Origin of the sequence: Streptomyces sp. P1-3, assembly GCF_050613155.1 — a bacterium.
Classification (GTDB): Bacteria; Actinomycetota; Actinomycetes; order Streptomycetales; family Streptomycetaceae; genus Streptomyces.
The window spans coordinates 2,958,003-2,970,221 of record NZ_CP192512.1; the positions used below are offsets into that span (position 1 = coordinate 2,958,003).

Annotated in this window: 13 protein-coding genes; 8 read left to right on the plus strand and 5 right to left on the minus strand. The window is 71.3% G+C overall.

The features are described from left to right. Positions 1-45 precede the first annotated feature (45 nt). The gene (locus tag ACQUSR_RS12310) at positions 46-786 is read left to right on the plus strand and encodes an SDR family NAD(P)-dependent oxidoreductase (protein ID WP_431042618.1); all 741 of its coding nucleotides are present in this window, start codon (positions 46-48) and stop codon (positions 784-786) included. Between the two features lie 96 nt (positions 787-882). Here the strand turns inward: ACQUSR_RS12310 and ACQUSR_RS12315 are convergent, their stop codons facing one another. Further along, positions 883-1,887 (minus strand): sigma-70 family RNA polymerase sigma factor, encoded by a 1,005-nt coding sequence (locus ACQUSR_RS12315; protein ID WP_431042619.1) that lies wholly within the window; start codon positions 1,885-1,887, stop codon positions 883-885. A gap of 377 nt (positions 1,888-2,264) precedes the next feature. On the opposite strand from ACQUSR_RS12315, the gene ACQUSR_RS12320 reads away from it, so the two are divergent. Together ACQUSR_RS12320 and ACQUSR_RS12325 are read left to right on the plus strand one after the other, a co-directional pair. After that, complete coding sequence (locus tag ACQUSR_RS12320; protein ID WP_431042620.1) at positions 2,265-2,813, plus strand: hypothetical protein; 549 nt, start codon at positions 2,265-2,267, stop codon at positions 2,811-2,813. Between the two features lie 94 nt (positions 2,814-2,907). Next, positions 2,908-4,035, plus strand: coding sequence for a questin oxidase family protein (locus ACQUSR_RS12325; RefSeq protein ID WP_431042621.1), 1,128 nt, complete (start codon positions 2,908-2,910; stop codon positions 4,033-4,035). A 105-nt stretch (positions 4,036-4,140) separates the two neighbouring features. On the opposite strand, the gene ACQUSR_RS12330 is transcribed toward ACQUSR_RS12325, so the two are convergent. Beyond that, entirely contained in the window at positions 4,141-4,935 is a 795-nt protein-coding gene (locus ACQUSR_RS12330) for a dioxygenase family protein (protein ID WP_431042622.1), read from the minus strand. A 103-nt stretch (positions 4,936-5,038) separates the two neighbouring features. Here ACQUSR_RS12330 and ACQUSR_RS12335 point away from each other — a divergent pair, with 103 nt between their 5' ends. After that, positions 5,039-5,545 (plus strand): MarR family winged helix-turn-helix transcriptional regulator, encoded by a 507-nt coding sequence (locus ACQUSR_RS12335; protein WP_431042623.1) that lies wholly within the window; start codon positions 5,039-5,041, stop codon positions 5,543-5,545. A gap of 154 nt (positions 5,546-5,699) precedes the next feature. On the opposite strand, the gene ACQUSR_RS12340 is transcribed toward ACQUSR_RS12335, so the two are convergent. After that, positions 5,700-7,211, minus strand: a complete 1,512-nt coding sequence (locus tag ACQUSR_RS12340) for a DHA2 family efflux MFS transporter permease subunit (protein ID WP_431042624.1) — start codon at positions 7,209-7,211, stop codon at positions 5,700-5,702. A gap of 95 nt (positions 7,212-7,306) precedes the next feature. Then, positions 7,307-7,945, minus strand: coding sequence for a TetR/AcrR family transcriptional regulator (locus ACQUSR_RS12345; protein WP_431047535.1), 639 nt, complete (start codon positions 7,943-7,945; stop codon positions 7,307-7,309). A 468-nt stretch (positions 7,946-8,413) separates the two neighbouring features. Between ACQUSR_RS12345 and ACQUSR_RS12350 the strand changes: the two genes are divergently transcribed. After that, positions 8,414-9,754, plus strand: coding sequence for a M6 family metalloprotease domain-containing protein (locus tag ACQUSR_RS12350; RefSeq protein WP_431042625.1), 1,341 nt, complete (start codon positions 8,414-8,416; stop codon positions 9,752-9,754). A 43-nt stretch (positions 9,755-9,797) separates the two neighbouring features. Here ACQUSR_RS12350 and ACQUSR_RS12355 read toward each other — a convergent pair whose 3' ends face one another. After that, positions 9,798-10,424, minus strand: a complete 627-nt coding sequence (locus ACQUSR_RS12355) for a TetR family transcriptional regulator (RefSeq protein WP_431042626.1) — start codon at positions 10,422-10,424, stop codon at positions 9,798-9,800. Between the two features lie 127 nt (positions 10,425-10,551). On the opposite strand from ACQUSR_RS12355, the gene ACQUSR_RS12360 reads away from it, so the two are divergent. From ACQUSR_RS12360 to ACQUSR_RS12370, 3 genes are all read left to right on the plus strand, one after another. After that, positions 10,552-10,707 carry a hypothetical protein gene (locus ACQUSR_RS12360; RefSeq protein ID WP_431042627.1) on the plus strand — a complete coding sequence of 52 codons (156 nt, stop codon included), beginning with the start codon at positions 10,552-10,554 and terminating at the stop codon, positions 10,705-10,707. Between the two features lie 3 nt (positions 10,708-10,710). Further along, positions 10,711-10,977, plus strand: coding sequence for a DUF4190 domain-containing protein (locus ACQUSR_RS12365; RefSeq protein WP_431042628.1), 267 nt, complete (start codon positions 10,711-10,713; stop codon positions 10,975-10,977). A gap of 185 nt (positions 10,978-11,162) precedes the next feature. Next, complete coding sequence (locus ACQUSR_RS12370) at positions 11,163-12,197, plus strand: ABC transporter substrate-binding protein (protein ID WP_431042629.1); 1,035 nt, start codon at positions 11,163-11,165, stop codon at positions 12,195-12,197. Positions 12,198-12,219: the final 22 nt, after the last annotated feature.

Below are 12,219 nucleotides of genomic sequence, written 5' to 3' on the forward strand. Positions count from 1 at the left end.
GATCGGGTCATGTCCCAGGACTTCGGAAGCGAGAGGCGAACGAGCATGACAGCACTGGACGGCAAGGCGGCCCTGGTCACCGGCGGCAGTCGCGGTATCGGCGCGGCGGTGGCCCTGCGCCTTGCCCAGGACGGCGCCGACGTCGCGCTGACGTACCACAGCGATGTCGACGCCGCGGCGAAGGTCGTCGACGGCATCAAGGCGCTGGGCCGCCGGGCGTGGTCCGTACGGGCGGACAGCTCCGACCCGGAGGCGGTACGGGCCGCCGTGGCCGGTGCCGCGGCGGAGTTCGGACGACTGGACATCCTGGTCAACAACGCGGGCACCGGGGCGATGGGCCCCATCGGCGATCTGTCGCTGGAGGACGTCGACCGCGTCCTGGCCGTCAACGTCCGCGCCCCGTTCCTCGCGGCCCAGGCCGCGGCCGGGCTGATGGCCGAGGGCGGGCGCGTCATCGGCATCGGCAGCTGCATGGCCGAGCGCGTCGCGTTCCCCGGCGGCTCCCTGTACGCGATGAGCAAGAGCGCGCTGACGGGCCTGACCAAGGCGCTCGCCCGTGAGCTCGGCCCGCGCGGCATCAACGTCAATCTGATCCACCCAGGCCCGATCGACACCGACATGAACCCGGCCGGCGGGGAAAGCGCCGCCATGCAGAGCGGCCTCACCGCGCTCGGCCGCTACGGGCAGCCGTGGGAGATCGCGGCGACCGTCGCGCACCTGGCGGGCGACGGCGGCCGGTACATCACCGGAGCCTCCATAGCGGTGGACGGCGGCTTCGCGGCCTGACCAACAGCCTGGCCAACGGCCTGACCGATGGAGAGCCCCGGCGCTGGGGGGGAGTTGCGCCGGGGCTCGTCTGTGGGTGGTGGCGGAGCGCTCCCGTCAGGCGGCGGCGTCGAAGCCGGTGTCGCGCGCCATCTTCTTCAGCTCCAACAGCGCGTGCTTCTCGATCTGCCGGATCCGCTCGCGGGTCAGGCCGTGCTCCTTGCCGACCTCGGTCAGCGTCCGCTCGCGCCCGTCACTGATCCCGTAACGGGCCTTGATGATCGACGCGGTGCGGTCGTCAAGCCGTCCGATCAGGTTCTCCAGCCCCTCGCTGCGCAGGAGCGTCAGCACGGACTGCTCGGGCGAGACGGCCGAGGTGTCCTCCAGCAGGTCGCCGAACTGGGTCTCGCCCTCGTCGTCCACCGACATGTTGAGGCTGACCGGGTCCCGCGCCCAGTCGAGCACGTCGGAGACGCGCTCCGTGCTGCTGCCCAGCTCAGCGGCGATCTCCGCGTGCTCGGGCTCGCGTCCGTGCTCGCGGTTGAACTCGCGCTGCACCCGGCGGATCCGGCCCAGCTCCTCCACCAGGTGCACGGGCAGCCGGATGGTGCGGGACTGGTCGGCGATCGAGCGGGTGATGGCCTGGCGGATCCACCACGTGGCGTACGTGGAGAACTTGAAGCCCTTGGCGTAGTCGAACTTCTCGACCGCGCGGACCAGGCCGGCGTTGCCCTCCTGGATCAGGTCGAGCAGCGGCAGCCCGCTGCGCGGGTAGCGGCGCGCGACCGCCACCACCAGACGCAGGTTGGAGCGGATGAAGATGTCCTTCGCGCGGGCGCCTTCGGCGGCTACCGCCTCCAGCTCCTCGCGGGTCGCGCCTGCAGCAGCGTCGGAGTCGGCGATCTCGCCGTCCAGGATCTGCTGGGCGAAGACCCCAGCCTCGATGACCTGGGACAGCTCAACCTCCCGCGCCGCGTCCAGAAGCGGGGTGCGGGCTATCTCGTCGAGATACATACCGACCAGGTCGCGGTCGGCGATCTCCCCGCTCGCGGCGCGAACACTGCTGCCCCCGTCAGCCCCGCTGCTGCTGGCCTGACGACGGGCGACGGCACGGGTTGCCATGCGTGGTGCTCCCTTGCGGTGAGTCGGTCGCTGGACAGTGAACGGAACGCCTTACGAGTGCCCCGTTCGATGGAAACAACGACTGGAATCCGGACAGAATTCCCTCGCCACCCACCTGATTTCGTGATCATGCAGTACCCTGCACCGCCGCACGGGTGGCGCATGGCGGTGCGGGGCCTGGACGTGCAGGTCAGGCCCGGCGGGGAAGACGCCGCCCCTGGCCGCTCTCCCACCCCTGAAGACGGCCCTCGCCCGCTCCTGGTTGCCCGGAGCGCCGGTGGACAGGCGGCCGACCACGAAGCCCGGCTGATCGAGTTGCCGTCGCGGGCGGACGGGTGTGACCTGTTGGTCAGGGCACCCGGAGGAAGGAGCCTGCCATGAACGCGCACGCCGCCGCTCCCGCACACCGCTTCCGCTTCCACCTCTCGACCGCGGGCATGGCCCCGGTCACCATCGGGCTGGCCTTCGGCGCCTGGATCGGCTGGCTGGAGCACAAGCACGGCGCGTCCATGGGGGAGGCGGAGGTGCACGGCCTGGTGGCGGCGGCCGTGATGACCGGGCTCTGCCACCTCGTCGGCGCACTCCAGCGGCGCCCCAAGACCATCACCGAGCTCAAGGCCGTGCTGTACGGGGTCGTGTTCGGCGCCGGGGTCGGCTATGGATACGGCTCCATGGGAGCGACCACCCTGGCGGCCTCGCTGAAGGGGCTCATCTTCGGCACGATCATGGGTGGGGTCGCCTTCTACCTCTTCCACACACACGAGCCGTCCCGCCGGACGGACGCCGTCGCCTCCGCGTCCGTCCCCCCGATCGTGCTGATGGGGACGCCTGTCGGTCCGGCGCAGCCAGCCGCGAAAGGCGCTCTGGAGCCGTCGAAACGTGCCCGGCCGGAGCCCCCCGAGCGGCCAGGCGGGGCCCGACCGTAGTCCCGCCGCGCGACCGCGGTCCTACGCCGCAGTGCCCGCCAAGCTCCGCCCCCGGCCCGATATCCCGGCCGGGGGCCGCGCCTAGCGTCGGCGCATGACCTCACCGCAGGAGCAGGGACCCGGCCAGGGACACACCGCGACCGGCATCCTGGACGAAGCGCTGGAAAGACTGCACTTCCAGGGCCCGGAACGGCTGGGACGCCTCACCAACCACGCCCCGATGGCCGTCGAGGCGCTGGCCGCGCACGGCCAGGGCGAGCGCGTGCACCGCTGGCTGGACCTGTACGCCCGCAAGCTGGAGGACTTTCCCGCCGCCACGGGCGTTCCGGTCACCGGCACCACCTGGCGCTCGGCGCTGGGCGATCCGCGCCGCGTGGGCGACTGGATCGGCTACTTCACGCGCGCCGTCGCCGAGCGCCCCTGGCGGGATGTGCTCATCGAGTGGTGGCCGCGGCTGCTGCCGGGGATCGCGGGCGGTTCCACGCACCCGGTGATCCGGGTCGGCCACGCCGTACGGAGCCTGCTGCGCGACGGCGAGACCGCCCCGCGCCGTACCGAACTGGCCCACGGCCTCGGCTACTGGGCGGCCCGGCACCACCCGCTGCCCGGGGCCGCCGCCCCGGCGGGATCGGCGGAGCCGGAGGCGGCGCTGTGGACCGTACCGGCCGTACCCGTGCAGGAGGGCGGCCTTCCCGGTCGGCTGGCGCAGCTGGACGCGCTGCCCGCGTGGACCGCCGCCACCGCCGCGCTGCGGCCGCCGACCGGCCCCGAGGACGCGCGCGACCGGCTGATGGCGCTGGTGGCGGCGGCGACGCACCGGTACGCGGCTCAGGCCGAGGCGGAACCGATCATGCTCGTGCATGCCGTGACGGCCCCGAATGCCGTACTGCGCACGCTCCCCGCCCTGCCGCGCGCGCTGTGGGTGCCGAGCATGGGTGCGGCGTGGGCGGCGAGCGCTGCGGTGACGGCGGCGTACGCTCCCGGACCGCTGGCCGTGGGGCTCGCCGGGGCCCGTGCGAACGGTTCGGCGGACGAGGCGGGCAGAGCGGAGGAGTACGGGGAGGAAGGGGCGGCCGAGGTCTTCGTGCGGGCGGCCGAGCACGGCGACGAGCACGCGATCAAGTTGGCGGACAGCGCACTCGACGTCCTGCGCGCGACCCACTCCCCGGCGGCGCCGGCGGCCGTGTCACGCGCCTGCGCGTTGATCGCTCCCCTGTGCTGACCCACTCCCCCGACACGGCTTCCCCCTGGCCCCCTCCCCGGCGCAACCACCGGAGGTACTCAAGGGGCACCCCCAGACGTGCCCTCGGAGCTTGCCCGCAGGGCCTCAGCCGAACTGGACCGACCGCTTCGCCAGTCCCATCCAGTAGCCGTCGATCACCGACCGCTGGCTGCCGAGATCGTTCTCGGCCGCCCCCAACGTGACGAACAGCGGCGCGAAGTGCTCGGTGCGCGGGTGCGCGAGCCGTCCGGCCGGGGCGGCGTGCGCGAAGTCGAGCAGGGCGTCGACGTCGCCCGCGTCCAGCGCGCGCCGTCCCCAGTCGTCGAACTCGGCCGACCAGTTCGGCACCCCACCTCCCGAGTGCCGGAGAGCGGCCAGGTTGTGGGTGAAGAAGCCGCTGCCCACGATGAGCACGCCCTCGTCCCTGAGGGGCGCGAGCTTGCGGCCGATGGCCATCAGGCGCCGAGGGTCGAGGGTGGGCATGGACACCTGGAGTACGGGGATGTCGGCGGCCGGGAACATCTCGACGAGCGGGACGTACGCGCCGTGGTCGAGGCCCCGGTCCGGGATGTCCTGCACCGGCGTGCCCGCCGTGCGGAGGGCCTTGGTCACCCGCTCGGCGAGCTCGGGGGCGCCGGGCGCGGCGTACCGCACCCGGTAGTAGTGCTCGGGGAAGCCCCAGAAGTCGTGGACGAGCGGCACGGTGCGGGTGGCGCCGATGGCCAGGGGCGCCTCCTCCCAGTGCGCGGAGATCATCAGAATCGCCGTGGGCCGGGGCAGACCGGCCGACCAGGCGGCGAGCTGGCCCGGCCAGACGGGGTCGTCTGCGAGCGGCGGGGCGCCGTGGCTGAGGTAGAGCGCGGGCATACGCCCGGGAGACGGGGCGGCGGTGGAGGACATGGAGCGGCTCTCCGATCAATGTACTTGAAATCTCAAGCTCACTGGGTCCTCACCGTAACGCCCGGTTGTTTAAAGTTCAAGGAGCACTTCGTACACTGGCACTGTGGAAGCCAAGAAGACCGACCCCGCAGATCAGCCCCGCTGGCTCAGCGACGAGGAGCAGCGCACCTGGCGGGCGTATCTGCACGCCACCACGCTGCTTGAGGACCATCTCGACCGCCAGCTCCAGCGGGACGCGGGCATGCCGCACATCTACTACGGGCTGCTGATCCAGCTCTCGGAGGCGCCGCGTCGGCGGCTGCGGATGACCGTCCTCGCCCAGCAGGCGAAGATCACCCGCTCCCGGCTGTCCCACGCCATCGCCCGGCTGGAGAGAAACGGCTGGGTGCGCAGGGAGGACTGCCCGTCCGACAAACGCGGTCAGAACGCGGTGCTCACGGACGAGGGATACGAGGTGCTGCGGCGATCCGCGCCCGGGCATGTCGCCGCGGTCCGCTCGGCGATGTTCGACCGGCTGACCCCGGAACAGGTCGCCCGGCTCGGCGAGATCTGCGCCATCGTGGCCGAGGGACTCCAGCCGGACGGCGCGGATCTGCCCTGGCTGCGCTGACCGTCCGACCGGCCCTCCCCCAGACTTCGTCCGGGAGGTGCCCCCTCGGCACCTCCACCGCACACGGACGACGAACGGGACGGCCCCGGCTCCGCGATGCGCGGAGCCGGGGCCGTCTCGCCGTTCTCCCTCCGGGCTGCCGGAGGCGGGGAGGTCAGTGCGCCATCACCGGGATCGGCGCGTCCTGCGCCTCGCCGTCACCGGAACCGGCGACGGTCTGACCGAGGTCCGGCCGCCCGGCGTTGATGAAGACCAGCGCGAGCGCCGCGGCGAACAGCAGGATGCCGACCGCCCACCAGATGGCGACCGAGAAGCCGTGCACCATCGCCTGGGCCTGCAGCAGCTCGACCGACTTGGCACCGGCCGCGTGCGACGTGGCGTACGCGGTGGTGGCGCTGGTCGCGATGGTGCTGAGCAGCGCGGTGCCGATGGCGCCGCCCACCTGCTGCGAGGTGTTGACCATGGCCGAGGCGACGCCCGCGTCCTGCGGCTGCACCCCGTGCGTGGCCAGGCTCATGGCCGGCATGAACGCCGTACCCATACCGAGGCCCATGATCAGGAACGCCGGGAGGATCAGCGCGGGGTAGGAGGTGTCGAGGTCGATCTGGGTCAGCATCAGCATGCCGACGGCGGCGGCCAGGAAGCCCGGCCCCATCAGCAGTCGCGGCGCGACCCGGGTCATCAGCCGGGTACCGATCTGGGTCGAGCCGACGATCATGCCCACGATCATCGGGAGGAATGCCAGACCGGTCTTGACCGGGCTGTAGCCCCGAAGGTTCTGCAGGTAGAAGGTCAGGAACAGGAACAGACCGAACATGCCGATGATCGCCAGACCCAGCGACGCGTAAGCGCCGCCACGGTTCCGCTCGGTGACCACGCGCAGCGGCAGCAGCGGGGCCTTGACCATGGACTCGACGAACACGAAGGCGATCAGCAGCAGACCGGAGGCGACGAACATGCCGATGGTGAGACCGTCGGACCAGCCCTCCTCAGCCGCGCGGGTGAAGCCGTACACCAGGGCGACCAGGCCGGTGGTGGCCAGGATGACACCGGGGATGTCGAGCTTGGCGGGGTTACGGCTCTCCGCGGGCTCGCGGATGACGAGGACGGCGCCGACCGCCGCGATGACCGCGAACGGGATGTTGACGAAGAAGGTCCAGCGCCAGTTCATGTACTGGGTGAGGACACCGCCGAGGATGAGGCCCACGGCACCGCCACCACCGGCGATGGCACCGAAGATGCCGAACGCCTTGGCACGCTCCTTGGCCTCGGTGAACATCACCGCGAGCAGCGAGAGCGCGGCCGGGGCGAGCAGCGCGCCGAACACGCCCTGGAGGGCGCGGGAGCCGAAGAGCATGGCGGGGTTCACCGCGGCGCCACCGAGCGCGGAGGCAGCGGCGAAGCCGGCCAGACCGACGATGAAGGTCTGCTTGCGGCCCCACAGGTCGGAGAGCCGACCGCCGAAGAGCAGCAGGCCACCGAAGGCGAGCGCGTAGGCGGTGATGACCCACTGCTTGCTGGCCTCGGATATGTCGAGGTCGGTCTGCGCGTGGGGCAGCGCGATGTTCACGATCGTGGCGTCGAGCACGACCATGAGCTGGGCCAGGGCGATGAATATCAGCGCTTTCCAGCGCCGCGGGTCGAGTTGAGGAGCCGTTTCAGGCATGGGTGGGCCTACCTAGCGGTGCGGAGAGTGGGAACGGGACGGTAAGTCTGGAACGAGAGGAGAGGCGGGCTACGGGACGGATTTCCCCGATCCGGTCATGACTGCTGGCGTCGCAGGTCCTCCAAGGTCGCGGCGGAGCCGGGTAGTTCGGAGCGCGCCGGCGTCATCAGGCCGTCCAGGAACAGCTGGAGATGCCGGTGCACGAAGAGGTCGAAGTTCACGCACCCTCCCCCGGACCCTGTCCGGGGAGACCCCCACCCCGGCAGCGGCCGGGTGAGCTGGGTCAGGGCGACCATGAGGTCACCGACGTCGATGTCGGCGCGCAGCTGGCCGGTGTCGCGCGCGCTCCGCATGAGCGCCTCGATGGCGGCTTCGAGCCGCCCCCGGGCGGCTACATGGTCGGGGTGGTCTCTGTCGGCCCCGTCGGAGAGCAACGGGCACAGGGCCCCGATGCGCTCGTCAGCCGCCGCGTGCACAAACCGCCGCAGCGCCTGGAAGGCATCGGTCTCCTCAGCTCGGGCCGCCTCGGCCTGGTCCGCGATGCGGCCCATGACCGAGAGGGTGACATGGTGGATCAGCTCGCGACGATCCGCGAAGTGCCGATAGATCGTGGCATTGCCGACGCCCGCTCGTCGAGCGATTTCATCGAGGGGGACCTCCGCCCCGTACTCGACGAGCACCTCGCGGGCGGCCGCGATGATCCGCTCCCGGTTGCGCAGCGCGTCCGCGCGCAGCCGGGGCTGCGCGGCCTTGGCAGCCGCCTTGGCGGCGACTCGGGCGGCGTTCTTGTCGGCGGCGGCCTTGGCCGCCTTGCCGATCCCCGCTGCCTCGGAGGCGCTTCCGGCAGCGGCCTGTACGGCGTTCCCGGCGGTGCTGGCGGCCACGAGCGGCACTCCTTCCCTCACGTCATCTGCGGTGCGTCGCCGTGACGCTCGTCTTGGCAACTCACGTCTCACGTCGCAACGCCTGTCTCGTCATAGCGCCCGGCTTCCGGGGACCGACTCCCCGTTTCGCCGAACACTCGCTTAAACGGGGAGACCATCCCCGGATATTTCACGGCGCTCGTGTGATCTGCGTCACGTTCGAGCGGAGCGGGTTTCACACCTCCCGGGCCCGGACTCCACCCGGGCGGTTCAGGACCGCCACCCGTTCGGCCGCGCCGCGCGAGCACCGCCCTCCCGGCCCCCGCACCGTGGTCGGCAATGAAGAACCAACACCCACGAGGGCCGCGAATACGGGGCCGGCGAATACGTCGGCCCCGGGACCCCCGGGGCCGGATACCCGCCCGCCGCGCGGCGCTCGCCGCCACCGCCACCCTCGTCCTCGCGATCGGCGCTCCGGCCGCCTCCAACGGCGCACGGCCGGGGCCGCCCGCCGCCCGGGCGCCCGCCCTGCCGGGGTCCGCCACCCCGGATGACGGCCCACCGTGCCCACTCGCCCCCGGCCAGGACACCCGGATGTCGGAGGGCATGCCCACCGGGCCGGGCTACAGCCGCAGCACCGGCACGGTCCACGCCCTCACCCTCATGATCGACTTCCCCGACGTACCCGGCGAGGGGACCGCGCGCAGGCGCTTCGCGGAGTTCTTCCCGCGGACCGCGCAGTGGTTCGCCCGCAGCTCGTACGGACGGCTGGACTACCGGCCGGCGACGCCGGTCGACCGCTGGCTGCGGATGCCCCGCCCCTTCCACTCGTACGGCATCGAGCGCGGCAGCACCTTCGAACCGGGCTACCGGAAACTGCTCCGAGACCTCGCGCGGGCCGCCGATCCACTGGTCGACTTCCGCCGCTACGACCTGGTCAACGTGCTGATCACACCCAACGCGGGGCCACCCGCCGCGCACACCGTCCTGTCGGTGACCTTCTCGGGAAACCAGGAGGCTCCCCGCGCGGACGGCGTCCCGCTCGCCAACGCCTCCTTCATCTACAGCCGCCAGGACGACGGCACCGGCTCCTTCGCCGCGAACGGCTTCCGCGTCCTGCCGCACGAGAACGGCCACGCCTTCGGCCTCCCCGACCTCTATACGGCACACGGCGCGGACCACGCCGGGCACTGGGACGTGATGAGCGAGGACTGGGGCGCGGGCAACGACCTGTTCGCCTGGCACAAGTGGAAGCTCGGCTGGCTGACCCCGGACCAGGTGGCGTGCGCCTCCCAGCCCGGCGTCTCGACCTACGGCATCAGCCCGCTCGGGCGCCCCGACGGCGGCACCAAGCTGGTCTTCGTCCCCCTGTCGGACTCCGCGGGGTACGCGATCGAGGTCCGTACGAACGAGGGGAACGACGAGGGCGTCTGCAGGCCGGGGGTCCTGATCTCCCGGGTGGACGCCCGGGCCGACTCGGGCGAGGCCCCGATCACCGTCCTGGACGCCACGGCGGACAGCGGCGGCTGCACCCGCGAACCGAACGTGCACCCGGAGCTGAGCGACGCGACATACCAGCCCGGTGGACACCTGGACGACCGTGAACACGGCCTCCGGATCGCCGTGACAGGGCGGGACGCGGACGGCGGCTACCGGGTGAAGGTCACGCGCTCCGAATGACACACCCGGGCAGAACGGCACCGGACCCCCGGTGGGGTTCCGCTCACACCTCGGCCCAATGACGGCGGCCGAGGCTGATCAGGCGCAACTGCCGCCGGGCGACCCGGGCGATACGCCGCTCGGCCTCGGCCTCGCCCCCCGCCTCCAGGAACGCCGTCGCCGTCATCACCATGTGGTCGACGTACAGCTCCGCGAGCATCTGGACGTCCTCGGCGCTCCAGCCCTCCGCGACCAGCGGGCCCGCGAACGCCTCCGCGACCTCGTCGGCGAACCTGCCGAGCTGCGCCGCGATGGCCTCCCGCACCGGACGTACGCCGCCGTGCCGTTCGCGGGCGATGAAGCGGACGTGGGCGGGGTGGCGGCGCACGTGCTCGGCGACGACCGCCACCGTGGCGTCGATCCGCTCGTCGTCCCCGCTCTGCTCGGCGAGTATCGCGCGGACCAGGCCGTGCAGACTGCCGAGCGCCTCCTCCACAAGGGCGACGCCGAGGTCGGCCATGTCCCGGAAGTGCCGGTAGAAGGCGGCCGGGGCGACGCCCACCACCCGGGTCACCTCGCGCAGCCCCAGACTGCTCAGGCTCTGGTCCTCGAGCAGCCGCAGGGCCGCGTCGAGGAGTGCCTGCCGGGTCTTCTGCTTCTGGGCCTGCCGGACCCCGAGGGTGTGACTCATGTCATTCAGTAAACAACCGTTCTCTCACTTTGGCCAGCGTAGGATGAAGAAGTCAGTGAACAGTTGTCATCCCAACTGTTCACTGAACCGAAACACGCAGGCCATCCGCACCCGAGAAAGGCCGCACATGATCTTCCTCGTCGCAGCTCTCCTCCTGATGGGAATCCTCCTGGGCGCGGCGGCACACACCCCGCTCCCGGTGTTCCTCGCGGCCTCGGCCGTCATCGGCACCTGGCTGCTCGTCTTCTTCCTCCGCGAGCGCATCGCGCAGAAAAGGAGCTGACCGATGGACATCACCAGCCCGACCGCCTGGCGCCGCACCGACGCCGACGGCATGGCCGTCGCCTCGTTCGTCATGGGCCTGATCGGCCTTCTGCTGTTCAATCTGGTCTTCGGGCCGTGCGCGATCATCCTCGGCGGCCTCGCGCTGGCCCGCGGGACCGGACGCCGCGGCCGGGCGCTGCTCGGCATCACCCTCGGCGCGGCCGATCTCCTCGTCCTGGCAGCCCTCGTGACGGCGGATCAGTCGGTCATCTGGCAGTTCGGGGCCTGATTCGAGGCCTGGCCCGAGGCCCGATTCGAGCCTGGTTCGCGGCCTGGTTCGCGGCCTGGCCCCCAGCGGAGTCGCAGCGGACAGGGACCCCCGCCGCTGGACAAACAAGTTGGTTAGGCTAACCTAACTTCGAACTTGGTCCAGCGGTCCGTCCCCGCGTCCGCATCGAACGAAAGACTCCCGCCATGCGCCCCTCCAGAGCCCTCTCCCTCTCCCGCCGCGGTCTGCTCGCCGCAGGTGGCGCCGTCGGCCTCGGTGCCCTGGTCACCGCCTGCGGCGACGACAAGGGCTCGAAGTCCGGCGGCGGTTCGGACAGCGGCAAGGGCGGCGCCTGGTCCTTCACCGACGACCGTAAGAAGACGGTGAGCCTGGACGGCACCCCGCAGCGGATCGTCGCCTACACCCCCGTGGCCGCCGCCCTGCACGACTTCGGCGTCGACGACCAGATCGTCGGCGTCTTCGGCCCGACCAAGCTCCCGAACGGCAAGCCGGACCCGATGGCCGGCGACCTGGACGTCAACCGGGTGAAGATCCTGGGCAACGAGTACGACAAGTTCAGCGTCGAGGAGTACGTCGGCCTCGATCCCCAGCTGCTCATCAGCAACATGTACGACCCCGGGGCCCTGTTCTATGTCCCCGAGGCCAGCAAGAAGAAGATCTTCGACCTGGCCCCGACCCTCGCCATCTCCACCGCCAGGGTCTCCATGCTGGAGCCCATCAAGCGCTACGCCGAACTGGCCGAGTCCCTCGGCGCCGACCTCAAGGCCAAGAAGGTCACCGACGCCAAGGCTCGCTTCGAGAAGGCCTCCGAGACGCTGCGCAAGACCGCCAAGTCCAGCCGGATCAGGGTCATGGCCTGCTCCGGCAACCCCGACCTGTTCTACGTCTCCAACCCCAAGGCCAACGCCGACCTCATCTACTTCCGCGAGCTCGGCGTGGACTTCGTGGTACCCGAGAAGCTGGACGAGAACGGCTACTTCCAGTCCCTGAGCTGGGAGAACGCTGACCAGTACGACGCCGACCTGCTCTTCCTCGACAACCGCACCGGGACACTGCAGCCCAAGGACCTCGCTGCCAAGCCCACGTGGAAGCAGCTGCCCGCCGTCAAGGCCGGCCAGATCGCCCCGTGGAGCAGCGAGCCGCGCTTCAGCTACGCCGGTGCCACCCCGCTCATCGAGTCCCTCACCAAGGCCATCCAGGACGCCAAGAAGGTCCGCTGACCGGCCGGGCCGGCGGACACTT